Raw genomic sequence first — 25,034 nt, 5'->3', positions numbered from 1 at the left:
GATAAGCGGCCGGATTATACGGTTTCTTATCCTTCTTCATTTACAATCACTCTATTATCTGCCGGAAAGCCGATTAAAATCATTAACTTTGCAAGTATTAATCAATGACGGATGAAAATAGATAACCTCGAAATATTGAATGGACTGATTGCCGGAGCCGAAGGCGGGACAGTTGAGTTCAAAGAAACTACCGGGCAGTTGGAGCGTGGAATGGAAACTCTTTGTGCCTTCCTGAACGGTACGGGCGGCACGGTGCTGTTCGGTGTAACCGACAAGGGAAAGATTATCGGTCAGGAAGTGAGCGACAAGACGAAGCGCGATATTGCGGAAACCATCAGACGAATCGAGCCGTTTGCGACCATTGATATATCCTATACAGACATTCCGGGAACGAACAAAAGTGTTATAGCTTTATCAGCGGAAGAACAACGATATATGCGCCCGTTCACCTATAAGGGGAGGGCTTATCAACGGATAGAGAGCGTTACATCTGCCATGCCGCAGGGTATATACAACCTGTTGGTTATGCAGCGAGGCGGAACCTATGCTTGGGATTCCATGCAAAATCCCAGCTTGAAAATATCCGACCTTGACGAAACGGCAATCTTGGGCGCAGTACGTGGAGGAATCAGAGGCGGACGTTTGCCGGAAGGTTCTATGCAGGAGGATGTCCGAACCATCCTTGAAAAATTTGACTTGTTGAATGATGGAAAGCTGAACAATGCTTCCGTTGTCCTATTCGGACGAAACTTCTACCATTATCCCCAATGTCTGCTCCGTTTAGCCCGGTTCAAAGGAACGACAAAAGATGAATTTTTAGATAATCAGCGTGTGACAGGCAATATATTCAACTTGCTGGATGCTGCAATGGCATTTTTCTTCAAGCATTTGTCCCTTTCCGGTAAAATTGAAGGTTTGTACAGAGAAGAGGAACTGAATGTGCCATATAAGGCATTGAGAGAATGTTGCATAAATGCTTTTGCACATCGTGTTTACCATCGCCCCGGCAGTTCAGTCGGGATTGCTATCTATGATGACCGCGTGGAGATTGAAAACAGCGGAACATTTCCGCCTGATATTACCATTGAGAAACTGTTGGGTGGCCACAATTCCGAACCACAAAATCTGATAGTAGCCAATGTGCTGTACAAAAGTGCAGTATTGGAGAGTTGGGGACGTGGCATAGCCCTTATGGTAAACGAATGTCGCCGTGTCGGTATTCCGGATCCGGAGTTTCATACCGACGGCAATGCTGTATGGATTGTGTTTCATTATACAAGAACTACAGTAGGACAAGACCCCACAGCAACCCCACAGCAACCCTATAGTAACCCCACAGTAACCCCACAGTTAGGAAAACTGTTGTCTGCTATTGGGAACAACACTCTCTCTGCTAAAGAAATCATGGAGAAAACGGGAATGAAAGATAAAAGGAATTTCTTAAAGAACTATATCCATCCGGCAATAAATTCCGGTTTGGTCCTTTCACTTTATCCCATAGGCTCCAAGAGTCCGCAACAGAAATACTATCTTACTGATAAAGGTAAAGGTTTCCTGCAACAATAACGGGTATGGCTAAAAAGAAGAAACATAAGAATGATGTAAAAACTGATTTACCGATAATCATGGATTATGGTATCGGCAGTATATCCGTTTATGACCCGGCAGACATAATGCCATACAACGAGCCGCCAATTAGCGAACAAATCCGCTTCAAGAAACTCGGCAAAGAGATGAAATCCGAGTTCAAGTGGCTGGTATCTTCCGTAGTGATTGAGTATTGGCAAGAAAACCGACAGATACCTTTCGGTGAAGAAATGTCGAAACTCAGAACCAGACTGTTGAGAATGTTTGCCGAAGAATACAGCATACTGCTTAAAGACGATACAGAACTGAAAAATTATTTGCTGACGCTTGCCATTACCACCATCAACAAGCATCTCAAATCTGAGAATAAAAAGAGGGTGTCAAAACTCTCTTTTTAACAAAATTACCCTTGCTACAGATATCTGTGACAGGGGTAATTTTCATATTTTGGGTGTTTTGACACATCCCCTTTTTCATATATAAAGGAATCTGTTATTTCTGCTGCAACAGGTGTTTCAAGTTTTCATCATTTGCGATACGTTCCAGTTCCTCTTGAACAATCTGCTTCACTTCCTCCTTGATGCGCCTGTAATTCGCCTGAACCGTTTCCTTCATGCGGTCGTTGCCGTCCCCGTCCGTAAAGTCGGTAATGACGGGGATTTTCTTGTAGGCTTTCTCCTCGCGCTTCACCTTCTCGGCATCCACGACAATCTCGCAATGGAAAATCTTCTGCTCGATACGCTCGTTGAAGTTGTCGGATACCGAACCGACAAACATACCCTGCGTCAAGCCGGAAATCTTGCTCGGCGGGATGAGTGAATCCATCTGCGTGTTGATGGAGGTGGAAACATCCTGCCGGTTGATGGAAATGGACTGCCGTTTCTGCAACACCTTACCGAAGCGTTCGGAAAGCGTCTTGGCGGTTTCACCCACCACCTGACCGGAAAAGATATTGCCGACGGTGTTCATCACGACCTTCGCTTCTTTATCACCGTAGTCGCGCACCAACTGGCTGAAATCCTGAAAGCCCAGACACACGGCAACCTTGTTGCTTCGCGCGGTGGCGATAAGGTTGTCCAACCCCTTGAAATAAATCGTGGGCAGCTCGTCGATGATGACCGACGACTTCAGCATCCCTTTCTTGTTGATGAGTTTCACGATACGGGAGTTATACAGACCGAGAGCGGCCCCGTAGATATTCTGACGGTCGGGATTGTTGCCCACACAGAGTATTTTCGGTTCTTCGGGGTTGTTGATGTCCAGCGTGAACTCGCTGTCCGACATCACCCAATAGAGCTGCGGGGAAATCATCCTTGACAAAGGGATTTTCGCGCTTGCTATCTGCCCCATCAACTGCTCCGCAGCCCCTCCGAGCCATGCGTCCATGAACGGAGAAAGATAGTTTTCCAATTCCGGGTAAGAGGTCAGTATCGGGAAAATATCCTCATAGCGGCGGTTCAGGAACTCAATCGCATGGGGGAATGTACAATACTTGCCGTTCTGGAAAATTTTGAGATACCAGATAATAGCCGCGAAAAGGATGATGGGCGATTCTACGAAAAAGTCGCCCTGCTTTTGCACCCAACTTTTATTTAAGTTGAGCATAATGGTGTACGCACTCTCATAAGCGTCCGTAATATCCTCCATGAAGTCCGGGTGAATGGGATTGCAACGGTGCGAACGTCGCGGGTCATCGAAGTTTATCACATAAAACTTCGGTTTCACCTTGTAGCCCTCCGGGTGGTTCAGCAGATGGTTGTATGCTATCGTGGACAAGTCGCTGAATTTGAAGTCGTACACATACATCGAGAAGCCCTTTTCTATCTGCTGCTTGATGAAATTATTTACCACTGCATAGGATTTACCGCTGCCCGGAGTACCCAACACGATGGAAGCCCTAAAAGGATTCACGACATTGATCCAGCCATTGTTCCAACGCTTTTTGTAGTAAAACCGTGTCGGAAGATTGACCGAATACTCGCTTTCGATAAGCCGCGTTTCCTGCATGAAGCTCTCGTTCTCGTTGTTGAACACATCATCCATGAGGTTGTGCTTCAACAGGCGGCTCAACCACAGACCGCCCATCAGCAGGAATACATAGCCCGCACCAACGGCCAGGATATACAGTCCCGTCACCGCCTCCACCGGCAATGGCAGGACCAGTATCCACCAGTTGAGGAAGAACAGCACGAAGCCCACGGCAAGGACCGCCCAGATTTTCCCCCACGTGATTTTCTCGCCCTTCACGCCCTTTGTCCCCAGACAGGACAGGGCAAGCAGGAGGACGGCAAATAGTTTCGTGTAGAGGATGGAACGGAACAGCCCCGCCGTGCGGTTGAAGTTCATCAGTATCCTGTCCACCACACCGATGTCCACACCCCAGAGCCGTATGGCTTCATAACAGAACCAGTACACGTTCATGACCACTAAAATAATACTCACGGCACGCAGAAAATCCATGATTTTCGCCAATGCCCTCAAATCGTCTTCTTGTTGTGACATACCTTGAAATTGTTTTGATTGTTGATACTTTGTCTGACTGATTACATTCCCAAGCCCTTGCGCTTCTTCTTTTTCTTCCTGCGCTGCATCGCCCGGATGAAGGCTTCCTCCTCGGCGTCCACTGCTGGGCCTTCGGGAGAGAACAAGCCCATGCCGTCCAAGTCCCTTCCGTATTCGGGAGTGGACGGAGCTTGCGTTTCCTCCTGACCCTCCGTGGTAATGAAAAGCGGAACCGGCGGCTGTCCGGCGTATGGCAGCGTGAAGTGTTCCTGCAAGGCGTTGGCGGACAGTTCCCTGCCCATGCGTGAGCCGTTCAACACGCATCCTGTTCGGTGGTCGATGAACGTGGCCCCGTAGATGCGTCCTTCCTCCGTATAGCGCAGCACGGTGTCAATACCTTTCTCCTTGAGTGTGGCAATGAACCTCTCCTTGTCATACGTGCCTTGCAGTACGGAAAGGACGGTGCGCTTCGTCATGTCGGCGAGTTTTCTGTCCTTGATTTCCGTTTTTGAACGGGCGAACTTTCTCTGTACGGCATCATAGCCGACGGACTTCCCGAAGAGCGAGGACTTGAAAGGATTGCCGACCTTGTTGCCACTGTCGTCCGTAACGGAATAGACCAGCCCATTATATTCCCGTCCGCGCACGTTGCCCCGCGCTTCCTCCACCGTCATATTATATAAGGAAAGGAGGGCGCGGTATTCGCCCATCGTCTGGAAACGGTAACGGCGGTTAAGTTCCTTTACCACATTCCCCGCCTGTTTCTTCACATCGCCCGCCAAAACATCCACTTTATGCAGCGGCATATCGGTACGGCGGCTTTTCCGTTCCGCGTCATGCAGCCCGTATTTCCGTTCCAGCTCGCGGGTTATCTGCTTGCTACGGTAAAAGTTGTTTCGGGTGTCTATGCTCCTGCCGTCCCCGTCCACCCGCACCGTCACGATATGCAGGTGGTGGCGGTCTATGTCCTCATGCTTGTACACCATATAGGGCTGGTTGCCGAAGCCCATCTTCTCCAGATACTCCCGCGCGATGTCCTGAAGCTCGGTGTCGGTCAGCATATCGTCGGGATGCGGGTTGAGCGAGATATGCACCACCGGCTTCTCCACCTTCGACCGCACGGGCATCAGGGCGAGGAAGTCCTCCATCGCCCGGCGGATGTCCACCGTTCCCGTACCGTCATTGTAGATGCGGTTGGTCGTCAGCAGCCGCCCTTCCTCCTTGTTGATCTTCTCCCCGTTGTAGGCAAGTGCGCCGTACAACGAGTTTCCTACGCTGATTTTTGCGACCATTTTTCCTGCATCTCTTTAGACAGTTCCACAATCTGGCGGCTCAGTTTCACGAGTTCGACGGTCTGTTGCTCCAGTTTGTAGAGCAATGCCATCGCCTTTTTCTCGGAAAAATGCAGCCTCAGTTCCTTCACGACTTGGTTGTAGTTCGTGCCTATTGCGCGGAACTGCGCATGAAAATCAGATAGCTTGGTGTAGTAATCCACCAGCGTTTTATCCACTTTCAGTACCTTGAACGGTTGCCCGAAGAAGTGCGCCTTCAGGAAAACCGACTTGGCGTAAACGCCCGACTTCTCGAACATGGAGAGGAAACGGTTGTGTTCCTCCTCGCTGAAACGGACGGTGTATCTGAACACCGCCGGATCGAGTTTGGGATTTCTCCCGCCTTTGTTTCTTTTTTTTTCACTCATATTACTTTGGATTTAGCGGTTTGACGGCATAAGCCGCCGCTTCATGGCACAGACACCGTAGGTTTGAGAGGCTTCCCGACTTCGGAGGGTAAGCCCGCCCCCTGCAAGGGCAAGGCGTTTTCCGGGATGCTCAAAATATTTTGAGCGGCTGAAAACATACCTTGCTATGTTCAGGTGAACATAAAAATCCGTTGGGGACGGATTGGGGATGATTTCTTTCAAACTCCGGGCTGCGCCACCTGCGGCGTACCCTGCCGTTCAGGTGCAAAGTTACGCCCTTAAAGCGATGTCGGACAGAGGCTTGACCCAGACAATCAGTGTCAACCGGCGCAACGTGCTGCCACTTGCCGGAGAAGTGATACAAGTTCCAAAATATCCTTGTTTATTTGCAGTGTGATTCGGATGTGGGACTGAAAATACACTCCTTCCGCCAGATGTTCGGACAGCAATCCGGGCATCAATCCAAACGGTTGAAAACAGGTGTATGTATACAGATAGTTTTCCAAGCACACGTCCGTGCGGACGGATAAAAGCATGGACGGTTGGACAAACCGATGAATACCCGCAGGCACAGCCGGATTAAGGAGTGAATAAATAAATGAATGGGAGTGCGTGCGTACGTACTAATGACAATACGCTACCGCCACCGGACAGATGTATAACCAAATAAATTATCAAAAAAATGAAAGAAGCAACTTATGTGGCAATCTCCACGCAGAAAGGTGGAGCGGGTAAGACAACCCTGACAGTGCTTGTAGCAAGCTATCTGCACTATGTGAAAGGCTACAACGTAGCCGTGGTGGACTGCGATTTCCCGCAGTACAGTATCCATGACATGCGCAAGCGTGACATGAAAGCCGTCATGGAGGACGGGCATTACAAGGTGCTGGCGTATGAGCAGCTCAAACGACTGAAGAAGAACCCGTACACCATCAGATGCAGCCGTGCGGAAGATGCGGTAAAGACCGCCGAAAATCTGGTGGCAGCGCAGCCCGACCTCGATTTCGTGTTCTTCGACCTGCCGGGAACAATCAACAATGCCGATGTGGTGCAGACCATTTCCCAAATGGACTATATCTTCACGCCCATCATCGCCGACCGTGTGGTGATGGAGAGTTCCATCAAGTTCGCCACTGTCATCAACGAACAGATGATAAGCACGGGCAAGTCCGGCATCAAAGGGATTTACCTCGTGTGGAACATGGTGGACGGACGCGAAAAGACTGAACTTTACAAGGCATACGACAAGGTCTGTGCCGAGTTCGCCCTGCCCATTCTGGAAACACATCTACCGGACAGTAAGCGCTTCCGCAAGGAGACGGCGGCAGAACGCAAGGCGGTATTCCGCTCCACGGCGTTTCCGGCGGACAAAATACTGGTACGCGGCAGCAACCTCGACAAACTCGTCGATGAGATTCTCGGCATCATCAAAAACTGAACGGCATGGCAAAGAAAACAAGAATCGAGGACATCGACAGCGAAGCCGTAATCAACTCATTTCGACTGGACGATACAAGCATTCCGCCGGAAGCGAGAAGCACGGACGGGAACGCTCCTGTCCCACCTCCGAAAGAAGCGATACAAGAAGCCGTTTCTCCACCCGCCTCGCACTCCAAAGAGGAGCCGGAACGCAGGCGCAGGAACAGCAAGCCGGAAAAATTGGATTATGACACAGTATTCATATGCGGTTCCAATATCACGGCAAGGCTCGGCAAGCAGGTCTATATCCGCAAGGAGTACCACGACCGCATACAGAAGATGCTTCATGTAATCGGAGGCAACGAAGTGACTATCGCGGCATTTCTTGACAACGTGCTGACACACCATTTCACGCTGTTCCAAGACGAGATAGCCGAATCGTTCAAACGGCACATGGAATCCTATAATTTATAAACACTCAAAAACAACAAAGAAGTATGAAAAGAACAAATAAGAACCGTCAGGCTGAGTATCTGCAAACAGGAAAGAGTGAAAGAACCGCTGTCCGTGCAGCAAAGTGTGTAACCGACTACGGACAGGAAAATACCGACGTTGACTTCCGCAAGGATAAAGGCAGAGACAAACCGCTCTCGACTTTCCTGCAAGCATCGGAAATCAAAACGCGGCAATGTATATACATCAGCCGAGAAATTCATGAGAAAGTCGCTATCGTTACCAGTCGGATGGGAAACGGTTTGAGCATCGGCAAGTTTGTGGATAACATCCTCCGCGACCATTTCCGACAATACGGGCAGCAGTACATGGAACAGATTGAAAACGCCCAAAAAGTAAGATTATGACAAAGGCGTTTTTAATCGTATCGGTTGCTTGCAACGTGTGGTTTCTGTTTCTGCTGTTCTATGACCGCATCATGGACACGAAGCTCATCCGTTTCTTCAGACATATTGCCGGGCTGTGGCGGTCATTGGACAGTACGGTGGCAGAGCAAGGAAAGGATAAGGAAATACCTCACGCAGACACCTCGGACATCATTGGCAAGAGCCGTTTCAAGATGGCATCGACCCGGACAACCGCTGCCATACCGACGCAAGAAGCCGCCACTTCGGAAAAAGGCATTGAGCTGTCGGAGGAAGAGGCTACTTTTGACGACGGAAACACGGAAACCGTCTCACGCCCGACACAAGTACCGGAGGACAAACTCGATGAAACCTTCACGAGCATCCCGCCCTCGGAACTGGAGTACGGAGAAGATGAACCGGAGGATGAAGAACCAGACAAAAAGCAGGCTTCGGGAAGTAGCTTCGAGGATATTGACATGGCAGTACACACCATACGGAAGGAATCACCATCCGATGAGGAAATGCGACACGCCGGAAAGGTCATGACGGAACTGGACGGGACAGAGCTTTTCACAAGAATAACGGAACGCCTGACCGATGAAGCAATGAGCGAGAGGATTGCAAAGGCGATGGCAGTTTTCGTGGACACGGTGAACATGACCGTGACACAACAAAAGGAAAAGGTGTTCGTGATTCCCGACAACATCGAGGAGTTCGACTTCCGAAACTATGTATAACAACTAAAAAAGAATGGAAATGAAAACGTAAAATGACGACACCCACGCGCACGGCGGTACAAGGTACAGCCAACCCGCAACGGACAGCCCCAAGTCCGTAGAAACAAACGGGCAACCACTAAAACCAAAGTAAAGTAATCAAGTATCAACCGCCCGAAAAAGGACTATCCACCCTTTGGACGGCACAAAAAAGAACAGTTTATGAACAAGAACATCAGACAAAAGTTAATCATCGCTGCGGCACTTATGATTGCCGCAACCGCCTCCGCTTTCGCACAGGGAAACGGTCTGGCTGGCATCAACGAAGCCACCTCTATGGTGAGTTCGTATTTCGACCCCGGCACGAAATTAATCTACGCCATCGGCGCGGTAGTCGGGCTTATCGGTGGCGTGAAAGTGTACGGAAAATTCTCGTCCGGAGACCCGGACACCTCGAAGACCGCCGCCTCGTGGTTCGGGGCTTGTATCTTCTTGATTGTCGCCGCCACTATCCTGCGCTCATTCTTCCTTTAATAAACAATGTATGGCTGAATACCCGATAAACAAGGGTATCGGCCGTCCGGTCGAGTTCAAGGGTTTGAAGGCTCAGTACCTCTTCATCTTCTGTGGAGGTCTGCTGGCTCTCTTCGTCCTGTTCGTCATCCTCTATATGGTCGGCATCGACCAGTGGATATGTATCGGCTTCGGCGCGGCATCGTCTTCCGTCCTCGTATGGCAGACCTTCGCGCTGAACGCCCGGTACGGCGAACACGGGCTGATGAAATTGGGAGCGGCAAGGAGCCATCCCCGATACCTTATCAACCGACGGCGGATCACCCGATTACTCAAACGGCAACGAAAGGAAGAAACGACATGAGAAATACATCCAAAATGATAACACTGGAAAACAAGTTCCCCCTGCTGGCGGTGGAGCATGGCTGCATCATCTCCAAAGACGCCGACATCACGGTGGCTTTTGAGGTGGAACTGCCGGAGCTTTACACCGTGACGGGCGCAGAGTACGAGGCGATACACGGCTGCTGGTGCAAGGCTATCAAGGTGCTGCCGTACTTCTGCGTCGTGCATAAGCAGGATTGGTTCATCAAGGAGAAATATATGCCGGAGTTACAGAAGGACGACATGAGTTTCTTGAGCCGTTCCTTTGAACGCCACTTCAACGAGCGTCCGTACCTGAAACACTCCTGCTATCTCTACTTGACCAAGACGACGAAAGAACGTAACCGTATGCAGAGCAACTTCAGTACGCTGTGCCGGGGACATATCATCCCGAAGGAGCTGGACAAGGAAACCGCCGGGAAGTTCATGGAGGCCGCCGAACAGTTCGAGCGCATCATGAACGACAGCGGCTTTGTGAGGCTGCGCCGCCTCTCCACCGACGAGATTGTCGGGACGGAGAAGTCCGCCGGGCTGATAGAGCGTTACTTCTCGCTCATGCCCGAAGGCGACACGACCTTGCAGGACATCGACCTCTCGGCAAAAGAAATGCGTATCGGTGACAACCGCCTGTGCCTGCACACCCTCTCCGACGCGGAGGATATGCCCGGAAAGGTGGCTACCGACATCCGCTACGAGAAACTCTCCACCGACCGCTCGGACTGTCGCCTCTCCTTCGCCTCCCCCGTGGGGCTGCTGCTTTCCTGCAACCACATCTATAACCAGTATGTGATTATCGACAACAGCGAGGAAAATTTGCAGAAGTTCGAGAAGTCCGCAAGGAATATGCAGTCGCTATCCCGATACAGCCGGAGCAACAGCATCAACCGCGAGTGGATAGACCAGTACCTGAACGAAGCCCATTCCTACGGGCTGACCTCGGTACGGGCGCACTTCAACGTCATGGCGTGGAGCGATGACGCGGAGGAACTGAAGCATATCAAGAACGATGTGGGCAGCCAGCTGGCAAGCATGGAGTGCGTGCCGCGCCACAACACCATCGACTGCCCGACACTCTACTGGGCGGCGATGCCCGGCAATGCGGCGGACTTCCCGGCAGAAGAGAGTTTCCACACCTTCATCGAGCAGGCGGTGTGCCTCTTCACGGAGGAAACCAACTACCGCAGCTCGCTCTCGCCCTTCGGCATCAAGATGGTGGACAGGCTTACGGGAAAACCGTTGCACCTCGACATCAGCGACCTGCCGATGAAGCGGGGTATCACGACCAACCGCAACAAGTTCGTGTTGGGTCCTTCGGGCAGCGGCAAATCCTTCTTTATGAACCACCTCGTGAGGCAATACTACGAGCAGGGTACGCACGTGGTACTGGTGGACACGGGAAACTCCTATCAGGGCTTGTGCGAAATGATCCGGCGCAAGACAAACGGGGCGGACGGCGTGTACTTCACCTACACGGAGGAGAAACCGATTTCGTTCAACCCGTTCTACACCGATGATTACGTGTTTGACGTGGAGAAGAAGGACAGCATCAAGACATTGCTGCTGACGCTCTGGAAGTCGGAGGACGACAAGGTGACGAAGACGGAAAGCGGTGAACTGGGCAGTGCGGTGAACGCCTATATCGAGCGTATCAGGGCTGACAGGAGCATCGTCCCCTCGTTCAACACCTTCTATGAGTATATGCGCGACGACTACCGCCGCGAACTGGCAGAACGTGAGATAAAGGTGGAGAAGTCCGACTTCAACATCGACAATATGCTCACTACCATGCGGCAGTATTACCGGGGCGGACGCTACGACTTCCTGCTCAACTCCACGGAGAACATAGACCTGCTCGGCAAGCGGTTCATCGTCTTCGAGATTGACAGTATAAAGGAGAATCGCGAGCTTTTCCCTGTGGTGACCATCATCATCATGGAAGCCTTCATCAACAAGATGCGCCGATTGAAAGGCGTAAGGAAACAGTTGATAGTGGAAGAGGCTTGGAAGGCTCTATCTTCGGCGAACATGGCTGAGTACCTGCGCTATATGTACAAGACCGTGCGCAAGTATTACGGGGAGGCAATCGTGGTGACGCAGGAGGTGGACGACATCATTTCCTCGCCCGTCGTCAAGGAGAGCATCATCAACAACTCCGACTGCAAGATACTCCTTGACCAGCGGAAGTACATGAACAAGTTTGATGCCATACAGTCCCTGTTGGGTCTGACGGAGAAAGAGAAGTCGCAGATACTCTCCATCAACATGGCGAACAACCCGTCAAGGCTCTACAAGGAAGTGTGGATAGGACTGGGCGGCACGCAGTCGGCAGTCTATGCCACCGAAGTTAGTGCTGAAGAGTATCTGGCGTACACCACCGAAGAAACGGAAAAAGTAGAGGTTTACCGTCTGGCGGAACAGTTGGGCGGCGACATTGAAGCCGTCATCCGGCAGCTTGCCGAAAGGCGGAGAAAAAAGGAATAAATAGAAACAGATTCATCAACTAAAAAAGAAAATGCGTATGAGTATATCAAGAACGAAAATGCTGCAAGTCAGCAAGTGTTTAATCGGGCTGGCGGTCATGGTGCTGCAATCCTGCGACATAACGGACAACCGACGCGACCTGCTTTGCGGAAACTGGGAGAGTGTGGAGGGCAAGCCCGACGTGCTTATCTACAAGGAGGGCGAAGCCTATAAGGTGACGGTATTCAAGCGGAGCGGCATCCGCCGCAAGCTGAAGCCGGAAACCTATCTCTTGCAGGAGGAGAACGGCAATCTGTTCATGAACACCGGATTCCGCATCGACGTGTCCTACAACGAGGCGACGGACATCCTGACCTTCTCGCCGAACGGGGACTACGTGCGTGTGAACCCGAAACCGGACCATCCGATAGGCGAGCAATAAATAATGAAATCCACTAAAATCCAAAGTAACATGAGAACAAGAATAACACTTATTATCTGCCTGTGCCTGTTTGCAGTCGGCAGGGCAAGCGCACAGTGGGCGGTGATAGACCCGTCCAACATCGCGCAGAGCATCGTGAACACCTCGAAGAACGTGGTACACACTTCCACGACCGCCCAAAATATGATAAAAAATTTTCAAGAGACCGTGAAGATTTACGAACAGGGCAAGAAGTATTACGACGCACTCAAATCCGTGAACAATCTGGTAAAGGACGCCCGGAAGGTGCAGCAGACCATCCTGATGGTGGGTGACATCACCGACACCTATGTGACCAGTTTCCAGAAGATGATGCGTGACGACAACTTCACGGTGGAGGAACTGGGAGCCATCGCCTTTGGCTACACCAAGTTATTGGAGGAATCCAACGATGTGCTGACGGAACTGAAGAATGTGGTGAATATCACCACGCTCTCCATGACGGACAAGGAGCGCATGGACGTGGTGGAACGCTGCTACTCCAAAATGAAGCGTTACCGCAACCTCGTGAGCTACTACACCAACAAGAACATTAGCGTGAGTTACCTGCGTGCGAAGAAGAAAAACGACCTTGACCGCATCATAGGGCTGTACGGGAACATGAACGAAAGATATTGGTAGCCTATGAATTTCGACAACCTTCACCAAATTCTGCGCTCGCTCTACGAACAGATGATGCCGCTATGCGGGGACATGGCGGGCGTGGCGAAAGGCATCGCCGGGCTGGGCGCACTCTTTTATGTGGCCTACCGGGTATGGCAGTCGCTGGCGAGAGCCGAACCGATAGACGTGTTCCCTATGCTCCGCCCGTTCGCTATCGGTCTGTGCATCATGTTCTTTCCGACGGTGGTACTGGGTACGATAAACAGCATCATGTCGCCCGTCGTGCAGGGTACGGCAAAGATGCTGGAGGCGGAAACGCTGGACATGAACCGATACCGTGAGCAGAAGGACAAACTGGAGTACGAAGCGATGATGCGCAATCCCGAAACCGCCTACCTCGTGTCAAATGAGGAGTTTGACAAACAACTGGAAGAACTGGGCTGGTCGCCCGGCGACATGGTGACGATGGCGGGGATGTACATCGAGCGCGGGATGTACAACATGAAGAAGGGCATCCGCGACTTCTTCCGCGAGATACTGGAACTGATGTTCCAAGCCGCCGCCCTCGTGATAGACACCATCCGCACGTTCTTCCTCGTGGTGCTGGCGATACTCGGTCCGATAGCCTTCGCCATATCGGTGTGGGACGGCTTCCAAAGCACGCTTACACAGTGGATATGCCGCTACATACAGGTCTATCTGTGGCTGCCCGTGTCGGATATGTTCAGCACCATACTGGCGAAGATACAAGTGCTGATGCTGCAAAGCGACATCGAACGGATGCAGGCTGACCCGAACTTCTCGCTGGATTCGAGCGACGGGGTGTACATCGTCTTCATGATAATCGGCATCATTGGTTACTTCACCATCCCCACGGTAGCAGGCTGGATTATCCAAGCCGGAGGCATGGGAAGCTACGGTCGCAACGTGAACCAGACGGCAGGACGAGCCGGAAGTATGGCGGGCAGCGTGGCGGGCGCAGCCGCAGGAAACGTGGTCGGACGTGCCGGGAAACTACTGAAATAATCAACTGACAATTAAAAACGAATAAACAACAATGGAATTTAAGTCACTTAAAAACATCGAATCATCGTTCAGGCAGATACGCCTGTTCGGTATCGTCTTCCTCTCGTTGTGTGCCGTAATAACGGTATGGAGCGTGTGGAGTTCCTACCGCTTCGCGGAGCGGCAACGGGAAAAGATTTACGTGCTGGACAACGGCAAGTCGCTGATGCTGGCTCTCTCGCAAGACTTGTCGCAGAACCGTCCGGCAGAAGCGAGGGAACACGTGCGCCGTTTCCACGAGCTGTTCTTCACGCTCTCACCCGAAAAGAGCGCGATAGAGCATAATGTGAAACGCGCCCTGCTATTAGCGGACAAAAGCGTGTACAACTACTATTCGGACTTCGCCGAGAAAGGGTACTACAACCGCATCATCGCCGGGAACATCAACCAAGTGCTGAAGGTGGACAGCGTGGTGTGCGACTTCAACGGCTATCCCTACCGTGCCGTGACCTACGCCACGCAGAAGATCATCCGGCAGAGCAACGTCACCGAGCGCAGCCTCGTGACCACGTGCCGCCTTTTGAACTCGTCCCGTTCGGACGACAATCCCAACGGTTTCACCATCGAGGGCTTCACCATCATCGAGAACAAGGATTTACAAACCATCAAAAGGTAACGGACATGAAGAAAATCAGAAAATCATTTTGGCGTGCGTACTGGAAGCTCCACGACAAAAAGAAAATGCTGGTGGCAAGGCTCAAAGGCTATCTGGACGGTTTGCCCCCGAAAACACGCAAGCGCATCGTGCTGGCGATGCTCGCCGCCTTCACGGTGCTTGCCCTTTACACCTTCGGCAAAGCTGTCTATGACATCGGCAGGAATGACGGCAGCCGGATAGTAACAGACCATGCCGGACAGGTGGAACTGTCCGTAAAGCCGGAAAACAATCATAATGTAATACCTTATTTATATGGAACAGACGAAGAATGAACCTAAAAACGAGAACAAGGCGGCTCCCGACAACGGGAAACCGAAGAAGGAGCGCAAGCCGCTGACCGAAGCCCAAAGGCTGAAACGTCAGAAAATGATAGTGCTGCCCGCTATGGTGCTGGTATTCATCGGTGCTATGTGGCTGATATTCGCCCCGTCTTCCGACAAGGAGCAGCAACCGGGAACGGGTGGTTACAATATCGAAATGCCCGACGCTGACAAGGCGAACCGTCAGATCATCGGCGACAAGGTGAAAGCCTACGAACAGGGGGCGATGGAGGAACGGCAGGAGAACCGCAGCCGCACCATGCAGGAGCTGGGCTATATGTTCGACCGCGAAGTGGCGGAAACGGATAGCGGCAGGGACTTCGACCTTGCCAATCCCGGAGGCATGGAAGAGAATGTGAAGTCCGCCCCGAAGACCATCCAATCATCCGCAGCCGCCTACCGCGACCTCAATGCCACGCTCGGCAACTTCTACGAGCAGCCAAAGAACGACAATGCGGATATGGACGAACTGTTAGAGCGTATCGCCTCGCTGGAATCGGAACTGGAAACCGAGAAAGGCAAGGCATCCGCTATGGATGACCAAGTGGCACTCATGGAGAAGTCCTATGAACTGGCGGCGAAGTACATGGGCGGGCAGAACGGCACACAGCCACCTGTCGGACAGGCGGCAGAGCCTTACCCCGTGCAGAAAGCCGGAAAGAACACGGCTGCACCTGTCAGGCAGGTAACGCATCAGGTGGTATCTTCGCTCTCACAGCCGATGAGCAACGCTGAGTTTGTCGCCTCCTTCTCGCAGGAGCGCAACCGCAGTTTCAATACGGCGGTGGGTGTCACGACTGTATCGGACAGGAACACCATATCGGCGTGTGTCTATGGGGCGCAGAGTGTGACTGACGGGCAGGCGGTAAGATTACGGCTGCTGGAGCCGATGGCAGTGGCGGACAAAATCATACCCCGCAATGCAGTGGTGGTAGGCACGGCAAAGATTCAGGGCGAACGACTCGATATTGAAATTACTTCGCTGGAGTACGCAGGTACGATTATACCGGTAGAACTGGCGGTGTATGACACGGACGGACAGCCCGGCATCTTCATTCCAAACTCGATGGAGATGAACGCCGTCAGGGAGGTTGCCGCCAACATGGGCGGCTCGCTGGGCAGCAGCATTAATATCTCCACCAACGCAGGGGCGCAGCTCGCCTCCGACTTGGGCAAGGGGCTGATACAAGGCACGAGCCAGTATATCGCCAAGAAGATGCGTACCGTCAAGGTGCATCTGAAATCCGGATACAAGGTCATGCTATATCAGGACAGAGATTGAAAACAATAACAATCAACGACTAAAAAAACAACAACCAAATTTTTATTTACCACTAAAATCCAAAGTAGAATGAAAAAAGTAATCATCATACTTGCCCTCGCTATGGGCATCGTAACTGCCAACGCGCAGGAGAACGTAACCGTTGTAACGGACAACGGAAGTGAACAACCGACCTTGACAAAGGAGGTCTATCCGCAGAAGGAGGCGGACGGCGATCTGTATCACGGGCTGACAAAGAAGCTGACCTTCGACCGCATGGTTCCCCCGCACGGCTTGGAAGTGACCTACGACAAGACCGTCCACGTCATTTTCCCCTCGGAGGTGCGCTACGTCGATTTAGGCTCGCCCGACCTGATTGCGGGTAAAGCCGACGGAGCGGAGAACGTCATCCGCGTGAAAGCGACCGTGAGGAACTTCCCGAACGAAACCAATATGTCCGTGATAACGGAGGACGGGAGTTTCTATACCTTCAACGTGAAATATGCCGATGAACCGCTGCTGCTCAACGTGGAGATGTGTGACTTCATCCATGATGGCGAGAAGGTGAACCGCCCGAACAACGCGCAGGAAATCTACCTGAGGGAGCTGGGCAGCGAAAGCCCGATGCTGGTGCGCCTTATCATGAAGTCCATCCTGGGGCAGAACAAGCGCGAGGTGAAGCATATCGGCTGCAAGCGATTCGGCATCCAGTACCTGCTGAAAGGTATCTATACGCATAACGGGTTACTCTATTTCCACACGGAGATAAAGAACCAGAGCAACGTGCCTTTCGATGTGGACTACATCACATGGAAAATCGTTGACAAGAAGGTGGCGAAGCGTACCGCCGTGCAGGAGCAGATCATCCTGCCGCTCCGTGCGCAGAATTACGCCACACTCGTGCCGGGAAAGAAGAGCGAGCGCACGGTATTCACGATGGCGAAGTTCACCATTCCCGACGACAAATGCCTCGTGGTGGGACTCAACGAGAAGAACGGAGGTCGCCACCAGTCTTTCGTGATTGAGAACGAGGATTTGGTACGTGCCAATACCATCAACGAACTTCAAGTGCGCTGACCATGAGAAAGTACATCGCAATAGTCATCGCGTCGCTTGCCCTGTTCACGGGGCAGGCGCACGCCCAGCGATGCCTGCCGAAGATGCAGGGCATCGAGGTCAGGGCGAACATGGCGGACGGTTTCAATCCCGGCGGCAACGACGGCGGGCACAGCTTCGGGGCGGCTCTTTCCACCTACACGAAAAAGGGGAATAAATGGGTGTTCGGCGGCGAGTACCTGTTGAAGAACAACCCTTACAAGGACGGGAAGATACCCGTGGCGCAGTTCACGGCGGAGGGGGGATACTACTTCAAGATACTCTCCGATGCCCGTAAAATCGTGTTCGTCTATGCAGGGGCTTCGGCTCTTGCCGGATATGAATCGGTGAACTGGGGCGAAAAGGTGTTGCATGACGGCTCCACGCTCCATGACCGGGACTCCTTTATCTACGGCGGTGCATTGACGCTCGATGTGGAGTTTTACGTGGCAGACCGTATCGCTCTGCTCGCCAACCTCCGGGAGTGTTGCCTGTGGGGTGGCGACACGAGGAAGTTTCATACGCAGTGGGGCGTGGGCGTGAAGTTCATCATAAACTGACGCACCGCATGGAACGGACGGAAATCGATGCCATGAGGCATATACCCCTTGCGGACTTCCTCGCACGGCTGGGACATGAGCCTGTACGAAGAAGCGGCAACGAATTGTGGTATCGTGCGCCATACCGCAATGAGCGCACGCCCTCTTTCCGTGTGAACGTGGCGAAACAGCTCTGGTACGACTTCGGTACGGGCAAGGGCGGCGACATCTTCACGCTTGCCGGGGAGTTTATCGGAAGCAACGACTTCATGGAACAAGTGAAGTTCATAGCGGAAACCGCCAATATGCCTATGCCTGTTTCCGAAATGAGTAAACCGACTTTCCTGCCTAAACCGTCAGAACCTGCCTTTGAAGGAGTGGAAGCCACCCCGCTGTTTCGTTCTCCACTGACGGACTATCTGGCGGAACGGGGTATTCCTTACGGCATTGCATCCCGGTATTGCTGCCGACTGAATTACGCTGCGCGTGGCAAGCGGTATTTCGCCGTCGGTTTTCCGAATGTGGCGGGTGGCTATGAAATCCGCAGCCGCTTCTTCAAAGGATGTGTGCCTCCGAAGGATGTGTCGCTGGTCAAGGCGGAAGGCTCTCCGGCTGACGTATGTAGCGTATTTGAAGGATTCATGGACTTTCTTTCCGCTGCCACGCTCGGATTGGAAACGGGTGATTGCCTTGTGCTGAACTCCATTTCCAACGTGGAAAAGGCTATGAGGTATCTGGACGGTTACGGGCGCATAGACTGTTACCTCGACCGTGACGAAGCCGGACGGCGCACGTTGGAAATGCTGAAAGGACACTACGAGGAACGTGTCTGCGACCGTTCCGCCCTCTATGATGGTTGCAAGGACTTGAACGAGTATCTGCAACTGACAACGAAAAAAGAACAATAACTTAAAAATCAAAAGACAATGAACATACTGAACAACAAGAACAAGAGAACATCAATCTTCAAGGCGTTGGCACTCTGCCTTTTCGCCGCCGTGTCGCTCACCGCCGTATCGTGTGACGACGATATGGACATCCAGCAATCCTATCCCTTCACGGTGGAAACCATGCCCGTGCCGAACAAGGTAAGCAAGGGGCAGACAGTGGAAATCCGCTGTGAACTGAAAAAGACGGGCGACTTCGCCAACACCCTCTATACCATCCGGTATTTCCAGTTTGAGGGGGATGGTACGCTGAAAATGGACAACGGCATCACGTTCCTGCCCAATGACCGCTACCTGCTCGAAAACGAGAAGTTTCGGCTGTACTACACGGCGCAAGGTGACGAGGCGCACAACTTCATCGTGGTAGTGGAGGACAATTTCGGCAACTCCTATGAGTTGGAATTTGACTTCAACAACCGAAACGTGAAGGATGACGGGGTTATCACTGTTGTCCCCATCGGGAACTTCAAGCCCCTTACACGATGATGCGTGTATTCATGGCTATCCTCTGTTCGCTTCTGGCGGTCTGTTCCGTGTCCGCACGGAACAGACGCCATGAGGGAACGGACGGGCAGGCGGCTATCTACCGGCTGCCACCATTTGAGAGGGCGGTGCGATGCACGAAGTATTTTGAGGGCTGGCATTCGGAAAAACATCACCCGTATGTAGGATATGGACATCGGTTGCAGCCGGGGGAAAGGTATTCGGCACGCACCATGACGAAGCGGCAGGCGGACGCGCTTCTGCGAAAAGACCTGCGGAAGTTCTGCGCGATGTTCCAGCAGTTCGGGAAGGATTCGCTTCTGCTTGCCACGCTCGCCTACAATGTCGGTCCGTACCGTCTTTTGGGGAGTGGGAAGATACCCAAAAGCACGCTAATCCGAAAGCTGGAGGCGGGTGACAGGAACATCTACCGGGAGTATATCGCTTTCTGTAACTATAAGGGGAAACGCCACGCCATGCTGCTCAAACGAAGGAAGGCTGAGTTTGCGCTGCTGTATGTACCATAAAGAATAAGTGTCTGACGAAAGAAACTCCGATGAAGCCGCCAACTTCATCGGAGTTTCAGTTTTCATACATTCGGGATTGTCCCTTTGCCTGCAACCTCACCGTCCCTGCAATGCTCTATGATACCGGGTGAAAATCCCATGCTGCCGATTGCGATATGCCGGATATAGTCTGTATATTCCTGACCTTGAAAATTCCTGCCCGTAAGGTTCTTGAAAACCATCTTTATGCTTATGCCGTCGTTGCTGTACAAGATGGTTTTTCCGTTCTGTCTGATTGTTTCCATGATTAAAACTTGTTTTTGTGAATACTATCGTAGATTGGTACAAAGGTTTCTTTGCCTACTTTCTTATCCGCCATCATGCTCATGAAAGAAAGTAGGCGGCTTTTGCCGCCCACCCCTCAAAAGCGGGTGTAAAGTCCCGTTACCATCGTGAACATTTCCTCCAGCATATCGCAATATATCCCCTCGTGCGTTTCAATGTCCTTCGTCCTGCTCTCGAATGTCTTTTTGCTGAACGTCTTGCGGTAGAAACGCATATTGTATAGGTCTGCCCCTCCGTCATAGATGATGTCAAGGCGGTTGGCACTGGTCTTGTTCCTCGCAAGGCTCATGCGCAAGCCGTTGCCCATGTCTGTGAAGTCTTTGCTTCCCGTCATGGCGGCAAAGCGTCTGCCGCCAATCTGCTCTAAAATTGTCTTTGCTATCATATCCGTTGTCTTTTAGGTTTATGGTTCGGGCGGTGCGGACACCGCCCCAATGTTCAAAATTCTGTTTTCTCGGTTATGGGTGTGCATTTTTCCAGCCACTCTTTCAGACATTCCATGTTATACTCGCTCGTGATGACTGCCGTATGGCTGTCAATGGCAGTGAAACGGCTGCTTTCATAGCTGTCTATCCACCCCTTTAGGGTATCAACTCCCCACGCTTCGGCATCGTCAAAGATGCCGTCCAATGCCGTAATGGGTTCGCTGAATTTGACTATCAGCGTTTGGTAGCCTGCTTCGTTCATCGCTTCTCCTCCTTCCTTTCCTTTGCCGTTAGCCACTTGTCCCGTGCGGCTCGACATTCGTCTAATGTGGGTTTGACACAAGAGAAAAGTTCCCCGTCCGTGTGGCGGTAGTCGTATTGCACAAGGGTGCGTTTGCGTCTGCCGATACCCGTTTGGAATTTCTCGTAGTTCTCCGTTCCTGCCGATTGGCAGGTGCTTACTCCGTTAATTGTCATTTTTGTTGCCATAGTCGTTGTTATTTAGATGATTAGAAATGTACAGACAGCACTCTGTGTTGCATCACCATTTCGGGGTCGCTCGTGTAGCGTTGGTGCAGGTAGAAATGATGAGAGCCGAAGCCGTAAAGGAAGAACTTGTCAAGTTCGTGTTTCTCGGCAAAGTCCTTGACGCTCGCCCTTAATTGCTCCTCACTCTGACAAAGAGTGAGGAGGTTCATAAATTCAAGGAACATCGTGGGGATTTTATCATCCCATAGGAAAACCATGCTTTCAAATCTTACTTCCATAATGTTAGTTGTTAGATGTCGATATTATGCCGCTTTCATCCGCTGGCGGATAAGGTTGGCGTTCTTGTTCACAAGGGCGATGATGCGGTCGTGGTATTCGGAGTTCTCGTTGCATACGCCACGACACTGCACCACCTCAAAAGTTTTTAGTGACACCTCTATCGTTTCAATTCGTTTTCCGTCAATGGTGGCGGATAGGATAAGGGAGTCTTTTCGTTTGTGGTAACCGCCCACACAATGATGCATCGTCCTTCCTTCCTCTGCCATTTCTTCCACGCTCTCTATGACTTTGACGCAAATAAGGCTGTCGGTAAAGGCAAGTCCGAAGAATATGCCCTTAGCTTTCAGATATTGTTTCTCGTCCTCAATCGCTTTCCTGCGTTGCTGTTCAGTCCGCTCATGTTTCCTTTGCAGGTTGCGCTTTGCCACCAACTTGTCGTGTTCAACTTTGAGGTCGGCAGGGCAAACGTATTTCGGGCTGTTTGTGTCCTTGCCGAAATGACGCAGGAGGTCTATGGTGTCACGCCACATTGAGCCGTCCTCAATAGTATAGCCGTTGCGGATACATATCTTGATTGAAGCCCAATACTCTCCAATATTGAAAGAGTGGTACAGATAGTAGCGCAACATGGGATATTGCCCTGCCTTCAACAGCGTTTCCGCACGGCTGTCCGACAATAATGCCGGTATTAGTTTGGTGGGTACAATGTCGTGGAAATTGCCGTTAAAGCCGTTTCTGCGGAGCGTCGGCAACACCTTATATCTTGGATATATCGGGGAATATGAGATATGGCGGTACGCTTCATTGTCATTGCGGATAGCAAAAGGAGAAGCGAATGAGAACGTGTCGATGTAGCATCCCAATGTGCGTGGAATGGCAACAACAGCCTTACGCCCTTGTTCATTCCACCAATACTGCCCGATTTCAAGGGCATAGGACTTGGCATTAACCCCTTTCTCCATACCCACGACAAGCAAGAACATTCGTAGCACTTGGTATTCTCCGCTTGTGGTAAGGGTTGTGAAATACTGCTTTTGTCTTACCTTGCGCTGATAGGTGAGGCAGACTTTCAAACTTGCTCCACATTCGGGACACGTACAATGCTCGGTCTGCTCCGTCATTACCCAACTATGACCGCAATCCATACAAGTGGTACGACCTTTCGGCAAGCGGTGTGCATAATGCTCCACGCAATTACGGAATGCCCAATTTATCTGTATCGGGGTTATCGGGCGTAGTTTCTTGCTTTGGGCAAGAACTGCTTTTTCAAATTTGTTTCTCGGTTTCATAAGCCAAAATCAAATAATGAGGGTTGAACTTGGGTTTCTGTTTTCGCCTTTGTCGGCTTGGTGCGGTTCTGCAACTTGCGGAGTTCCTCGTCTTGGTATCTGCGGACTGCCTGCTGACGTGCTTCTGCTTTTTCCTCTGCCGTGAGTTCCACAATGTGGTTCACCGCCACTTGGCATTGGATAGGCTTGCCCACCTCAATCTCGTTCTCGTCATAGTAGTGTACTGCTTGTCCGTATATCTCTCCGTCCGTGAAGCCGTTACAACCGCTTTTCTGCACATAGTTCAGAATGTAGGTTACGCAATCGTCAATGTTCTTGGCTGGATTGCGGTAGTTCTTCGCAAAGAGCGTGTCTTCCTCCGCACGTTGTTCCAAATACATCTGTATCGTTCTCTTGAAATGGTCTGTTCCTTTCATATCGCTGTCGTTTTTATGAGTTGTCAAATAGTATGTTTCAAAATCTCCCTCCAATAAATCGGCTCAACCTCGCTCAATAGGAAGTCTATAAAGTCCTTCCGTGCGTTCTTGTTCAGTTCGTGGTAGAGTCCACGGAACACGGACATATTACCGTTGAGGTATGTTTCCACCATGTACTCGAAGATGTTGCCCACCTCGTAGTATCTGCATTGTTGCTCCACTGTCTTGCTTCTTCTCTTTGCCATGTCGGTAGGGATTAAAGGGTGAATAACCAAAGAATGAAGCCGAAGAACAGGATAACGGAAAGAATAGCCACGATTACCCCTATTGCCACTCGGAACACTCCGTTTATTATCTCTCTGACGATGTACCAAAGGATGCCGGACACCCAAAAGGCGGTGCGCATGATTAGGGTGCATATCGCAAGCCCTATGTATTGCGCCATTTGTCTGAAATTTACCGTTGCTGTCATAGCCGTATCATTTGTTAAGTTCCACGATGCTGTCTATCCTGCCGTATAGGAAACTGCGGAGTGCGGTCTTGTCGGTAGCCTTGTATTCCGCCCAATGTCCATACTGCTTTACAATGTAGGTTCGGAGAATGTCGGAAAAGTCAAACATCCAACCTTGCAAGGGTACTGCGCTCTTGAAATAGGTGTTGCTGTTCACGTTGCGTGTAAGCCAATCCTTTTCCTCTCGGCTCAATTTCTCACCATTGTTCAGTTTGGTGCGAAGTCCGTACACCTTGCTGCCTTGCAGGTTCTCCAAACTTGGTACTTCCCATGCCACGAATTTTGTTGCTATTGCCGTTCTCATATCCGTTTTGTTTTTGATTTTTTGTTTTTTAATGCGGATTCAAGAGCTGAGGGAGTTGAGTTTCAAACTATCTTATCTGCCTCTCGTTTATCCGACATTTTTTTTAATGCGTCTTTCTGTCGCATCGGTCGTTTTCGTTTCGGGTGCTTAAAAAGGTAGGGATTAGGGAATGCAAGGTTTTTCCGAAAAACAGGAGGCTTGACCTTGCTTTCCCGTACAATCCCGGAGTTACCTTTGCACCCAGCACGAAAATGACTGCCTGATGCGGCTCACTGAAAGGCGCGAAAATGGAGGTAAACGGAAGTAGAGGCAGATTAGACAGGAAAACTTCAAAAGAGAAATCCGTGAAAAAGACATCCCCAACAGAAAAGAACATAGCCGGTAGCGTGAAACCGGGCAAACCATCGGCAAGGAAGTATGTTTTTATCTGTTTGGCCAAACGTGTTTGGTCGGATGGATAAAATCATTCTTCCCGGTTTGTCTGCCGTGAGTGACGGCTTGTTCCATTTATGGAATGTGCGGTCATACACGGCTTTCCGCTTCCGGCTCAAAAGGACAACGAAAAAAGAAAAATCGTCAAAACCCCGTAAAAGCACCTCTTTGGCATAAGCACAAAAGAAAGGGGCCTTGTCTCATCAGTCTAAACTATTGTTTAGGCGTGAGGCAAAGCCCTTTTCTCCGCTTATGCGGCAGTCGGCACACGTTCGTTCAAAATCTTTTTGGGCGATGGTGTGCTGACGGATAAAATCGCTTTTACGGAAAAACTTGTGTGAGAAGAAAAAATCAGGAGATTCATTTCTAAATCTCCCATTTTATTGTTACTTTTGCATACGAAGAGTTCTTTGAAGGTTACGCAACGCACAGAAGAATAATGCAGT

Annotated in this window: 36 protein-coding genes; 21 read left to right on the top strand and 15 right to left on the bottom strand. The window is 51.1% G+C overall.

What is annotated here, in order from left to right:
- Nucleotides 1–111: 111 nt before the first annotated feature.
- A complete protein-coding gene (locus BN8908_RS08885) occupies nt 112–1,566 on the top strand; it encodes an ATP-binding protein (protein ID WP_004315321.1) in 1,455 nt (484 codons plus the stop codon).
- 5 nt (nt 1,567–1,571) lie between these two features.
- On the top strand, nt 1,572–1,985 hold the full coding sequence (locus BN8908_RS08880) for a hypothetical protein (RefSeq protein ID WP_048927473.1): 414 nt from the start codon (nt 1,572–1,574) through the stop codon (nt 1,983–1,985).
- 94 nt (nt 1,986–2,079) lie between these two features.
- On the opposite strand, the gene mobC is transcribed toward BN8908_RS08880, so the two are convergent.
- The 4 genes from mobC to BN8908_RS19090 all read right to left on the bottom strand — a co-directional run bounded on the left by mobC (nt 2,080) and on the right by BN8908_RS19090 (nt 6,300).
- The gene (gene mobC, locus BN8908_RS08875) at nt 2,080–4,089 is read right to left on the bottom strand and encodes a conjugal transfer protein MobC (RefSeq protein WP_068690144.1); all 2,010 of its coding nucleotides are present in this window, start codon (nt 4,087–4,089) and stop codon (nt 2,080–2,082) included.
- Nucleotides 4,090–4,130: 41 nt separating this feature from the next.
- Entirely contained in the window at nt 4,131–5,381 is a 1,251-nt protein-coding gene (mobB, locus tag BN8908_RS08870; RefSeq protein WP_008645860.1) for a conjugal transfer protein MobB, read from the bottom strand.
- On the bottom strand, nt 5,360–5,788 hold the full coding sequence (mobA, locus tag BN8908_RS08865; protein WP_005776212.1) for a conjugal transfer protein MobA: 429 nt from the start codon (nt 5,786–5,788) through the stop codon (nt 5,360–5,362). Before mobA ends, mobB begins: the two co-directional genes overlap by 22 nt.
- 320 nt (nt 5,789–6,108) lie before the next feature.
- The gene (locus tag BN8908_RS19090; protein ID WP_438356996.1) at nt 6,109–6,300 is read right to left on the bottom strand and encodes a hypothetical protein; all 192 of its coding nucleotides are present in this window, start codon (nt 6,298–6,300) and stop codon (nt 6,109–6,111) included.
- Between the two features lie 170 nt (nt 6,301–6,470).
- Here BN8908_RS19090 and BN8908_RS08855 point away from each other — a divergent pair, with 170 nt between their 5' ends.
- The 18 genes from BN8908_RS08855 to BN8908_RS08770 all read left to right on the top strand — a co-directional run bounded on the left by BN8908_RS08855 (nt 6,471) and on the right by BN8908_RS08770 (nt 20,119).
- Nucleotides 6,471–7,226: a ParA family protein gene (locus tag BN8908_RS08855; protein WP_005643916.1), complete on the top strand. Its 756-nt coding sequence runs from the start codon at nt 6,471–6,473 to the stop codon at nt 7,224–7,226.
- Nucleotides 7,227–7,231: 5 nt separating this feature from the next.
- Entirely contained in the window at nt 7,232–7,681 is a 450-nt protein-coding gene (locus BN8908_RS08850) for a DUF3408 domain-containing protein (protein ID WP_004311202.1), read from the top strand.
- The gene (locus BN8908_RS08845) at nt 7,678–8,067 is read left to right on the top strand and encodes a DUF3408 domain-containing protein (RefSeq protein ID WP_287647342.1); all 390 of its coding nucleotides are present in this window, start codon (nt 7,678–7,680) and stop codon (nt 8,065–8,067) included. Before BN8908_RS08850 ends, BN8908_RS08845 begins: the two co-directional genes overlap by 4 nt.
- Entirely contained in the window at nt 8,064–8,804 is a 741-nt protein-coding gene (locus BN8908_RS08840; protein WP_005643920.1) for a hypothetical protein, read from the top strand. The genes BN8908_RS08845 and BN8908_RS08840 overlap by 4 nt, the downstream gene beginning before the upstream one ends.
- Before the next feature lie 201 nt (nt 8,805–9,005).
- Nucleotides 9,006–9,317 carry a DUF4134 domain-containing protein gene (locus BN8908_RS08835; RefSeq protein ID WP_004311205.1) on the top strand — a complete coding sequence of 104 codons (312 nt, stop codon included), beginning with the start codon at nt 9,006–9,008 and terminating at the stop codon, nt 9,315–9,317.
- A 10-nt stretch (nt 9,318–9,327) separates the two neighbouring features.
- Nucleotides 9,328–9,660: a DUF4133 domain-containing protein gene (locus tag BN8908_RS08830; protein ID WP_004311206.1), complete on the top strand. Its 333-nt coding sequence runs from the start codon at nt 9,328–9,330 to the stop codon at nt 9,658–9,660.
- Nucleotides 9,657–12,161, top strand: coding sequence for a TraG family conjugative transposon ATPase (locus tag BN8908_RS08825; RefSeq protein WP_005643922.1), 2,505 nt, complete (start codon nt 9,657–9,659; stop codon nt 12,159–12,161). Before BN8908_RS08830 ends, BN8908_RS08825 begins: the two co-directional genes overlap by 4 nt.
- Nucleotides 12,162–12,198: 37 nt before the next feature.
- Nucleotides 12,199–12,582, top strand: coding sequence for a DUF3876 domain-containing protein (locus BN8908_RS08820; protein WP_004308928.1), 384 nt, complete (start codon nt 12,199–12,201; stop codon nt 12,580–12,582).
- Between the two features lie 30 nt (nt 12,583–12,612).
- Entirely contained in the window at nt 12,613–13,242 is a 630-nt protein-coding gene (locus BN8908_RS08815; RefSeq protein WP_005643923.1) for a DUF4141 domain-containing protein, read from the top strand.
- Nucleotides 13,243–13,245: 3 nt separating this feature from the next.
- Nucleotides 13,246–14,250 carry a conjugative transposon protein TraJ gene (gene traJ, locus BN8908_RS08810; RefSeq protein ID WP_005643924.1) on the top strand — a complete coding sequence of 335 codons (1,005 nt, stop codon included), beginning with the start codon at nt 13,246–13,248 and terminating at the stop codon, nt 14,248–14,250.
- Between the two features lie 31 nt (nt 14,251–14,281).
- Complete coding sequence (traK, locus tag BN8908_RS08805) at nt 14,282–14,905, top strand: conjugative transposon protein TraK (RefSeq protein WP_004308925.1); 624 nt, start codon at nt 14,282–14,284, stop codon at nt 14,903–14,905.
- Between the two features lie 5 nt (nt 14,906–14,910).
- A complete protein-coding gene (locus BN8908_RS08800; protein WP_005643926.1) occupies nt 14,911–15,219 on the top strand; it encodes a TraL conjugative transposon family protein in 309 nt (102 codons plus the stop codon).
- Nucleotides 15,200–16,549 carry a conjugative transposon protein TraM gene (gene traM, locus BN8908_RS08795; RefSeq protein WP_005643927.1) on the top strand — a complete coding sequence of 450 codons (1,350 nt, stop codon included), beginning with the start codon at nt 15,200–15,202 and terminating at the stop codon, nt 16,547–16,549. Before BN8908_RS08800 ends, traM begins: the two co-directional genes overlap by 20 nt.
- A 69-nt stretch (nt 16,550–16,618) precedes the next feature.
- Nucleotides 16,619–17,605: a conjugative transposon protein TraN gene (traN, locus tag BN8908_RS08790; RefSeq protein ID WP_005643929.1), complete on the top strand. Its 987-nt coding sequence runs from the start codon at nt 16,619–16,621 to the stop codon at nt 17,603–17,605.
- A gap of 2 nt (nt 17,606–17,607) precedes the next feature.
- Nucleotides 17,608–18,183, top strand: a complete 576-nt coding sequence (locus BN8908_RS08785; protein ID WP_005643932.1) for a conjugal transfer protein TraO — start codon at nt 17,608–17,610, stop codon at nt 18,181–18,183.
- A gap of 8 nt (nt 18,184–18,191) precedes the next feature.
- On the top strand, nt 18,192–19,070 hold the full coding sequence (locus tag BN8908_RS08780) for a toprim domain-containing protein (protein WP_068690141.1): 879 nt from the start codon (nt 18,192–18,194) through the stop codon (nt 19,068–19,070).
- Between the two features lie 18 nt (nt 19,071–19,088).
- Complete coding sequence (locus BN8908_RS08775) at nt 19,089–19,595, top strand: DUF3872 domain-containing protein (protein ID WP_005643936.1); 507 nt, start codon at nt 19,089–19,091, stop codon at nt 19,593–19,595.
- On the top strand, nt 19,592–20,119 hold the full coding sequence (locus BN8908_RS08770) for a glycoside hydrolase family protein (protein ID WP_005827312.1): 528 nt from the start codon (nt 19,592–19,594) through the stop codon (nt 20,117–20,119). Before BN8908_RS08775 ends, BN8908_RS08770 begins: the two co-directional genes overlap by 4 nt.
- 62 nt (nt 20,120–20,181) lie before the next feature.
- On the opposite strand, the gene BN8908_RS08765 is transcribed toward BN8908_RS08770, so the two are convergent.
- From BN8908_RS08765 to BN8908_RS08725, 10 genes are all read right to left on the bottom strand, one after another.
- A complete protein-coding gene (locus BN8908_RS08765) occupies nt 20,182–20,403 on the bottom strand; it encodes a DUF7688 family protein (protein WP_004310300.1) in 222 nt (73 codons plus the stop codon).
- A 116-nt stretch (nt 20,404–20,519) separates the two neighbouring features.
- Nucleotides 20,520–20,828, bottom strand: a complete 309-nt coding sequence (locus BN8908_RS08760) for a hypothetical protein (RefSeq protein WP_004310301.1) — start codon at nt 20,826–20,828, stop codon at nt 20,520–20,522.
- Nucleotides 20,829–20,881: 53 nt separating this feature from the next.
- Complete coding sequence (locus tag BN8908_RS08755) at nt 20,882–21,187, bottom strand: DUF6956 domain-containing protein (protein WP_005643944.1); 306 nt, start codon at nt 21,185–21,187, stop codon at nt 20,882–20,884.
- The gene (locus BN8908_RS18170) at nt 21,127–21,357 is read right to left on the bottom strand and encodes a DUF3873 domain-containing protein (protein WP_005643946.1); all 231 of its coding nucleotides are present in this window, start codon (nt 21,355–21,357) and stop codon (nt 21,127–21,129) included. The genes BN8908_RS08755 and BN8908_RS18170 overlap by 61 nt, the downstream gene beginning before the upstream one ends.
- A gap of 20 nt (nt 21,358–21,377) precedes the next feature.
- Nucleotides 21,378–21,635, bottom strand: coding sequence for a hypothetical protein (locus tag BN8908_RS08750; RefSeq protein WP_005827305.1), 258 nt, complete (start codon nt 21,633–21,635; stop codon nt 21,378–21,380).
- A gap of 24 nt (nt 21,636–21,659) precedes the next feature.
- Nucleotides 21,660–22,925 carry a PcfJ domain-containing protein gene (locus tag BN8908_RS08745; RefSeq protein WP_004310303.1) on the bottom strand — a complete coding sequence of 422 codons (1,266 nt, stop codon included), beginning with the start codon at nt 22,923–22,925 and terminating at the stop codon, nt 21,660–21,662.
- The gene (locus BN8908_RS08740) at nt 22,922–23,341 is read right to left on the bottom strand and encodes a PcfK-like family protein (RefSeq protein WP_004310304.1); all 420 of its coding nucleotides are present in this window, start codon (nt 23,339–23,341) and stop codon (nt 22,922–22,924) included. Before BN8908_RS08740 ends, BN8908_RS08745 begins: the two co-directional genes overlap by 4 nt.
- Nucleotides 23,342–23,364: 23 nt before the next feature.
- Nucleotides 23,365–23,586: a hypothetical protein gene (locus tag BN8908_RS08735; RefSeq protein WP_005643956.1), complete on the bottom strand. Its 222-nt coding sequence runs from the start codon at nt 23,584–23,586 to the stop codon at nt 23,365–23,367.
- A gap of 11 nt (nt 23,587–23,597) precedes the next feature.
- Nucleotides 23,598–23,813 (bottom strand): hypothetical protein, encoded by a 216-nt coding sequence (locus BN8908_RS08730; RefSeq protein ID WP_005643957.1) that lies wholly within the window; start codon nt 23,811–23,813, stop codon nt 23,598–23,600.
- 7 nt (nt 23,814–23,820) lie between these two features.
- Nucleotides 23,821–24,156 carry a hypothetical protein gene (locus BN8908_RS08725; protein ID WP_004310306.1) on the bottom strand — a complete coding sequence of 112 codons (336 nt, stop codon included), beginning with the start codon at nt 24,154–24,156 and terminating at the stop codon, nt 23,821–23,823.
- A gap of 453 nt (nt 24,157–24,609) precedes the next feature.
- Between BN8908_RS08725 and BN8908_RS18795 the strand changes: the two genes are divergently transcribed.
- On the top strand, nt 24,610–24,765 hold the full coding sequence (locus tag BN8908_RS18795) for a hypothetical protein (RefSeq protein WP_004314171.1): 156 nt from the start codon (nt 24,610–24,612) through the stop codon (nt 24,763–24,765).
- Nucleotides 24,766–24,838: 73 nt separating this feature from the next.
- Here the strand turns inward: BN8908_RS18795 and BN8908_RS19040 are convergent, their stop codons facing one another.
- Entirely contained in the window at nt 24,839–24,967 is a 129-nt protein-coding gene (locus BN8908_RS19040; protein WP_262361108.1) for a hypothetical protein, read from the bottom strand.
- Nucleotides 24,968–25,034: the final 67 nt, after the last annotated feature.

This window comes from Culturomica massiliensis, assembly GCF_900091655.1.
Lineage (GTDB): Bacteria > Bacteroidota > Bacteroidia > Bacteroidales > Marinifilaceae > Culturomica > Culturomica massiliensis.
This window is presented reverse-complemented; position numbering and strand designations above follow the sequence as displayed.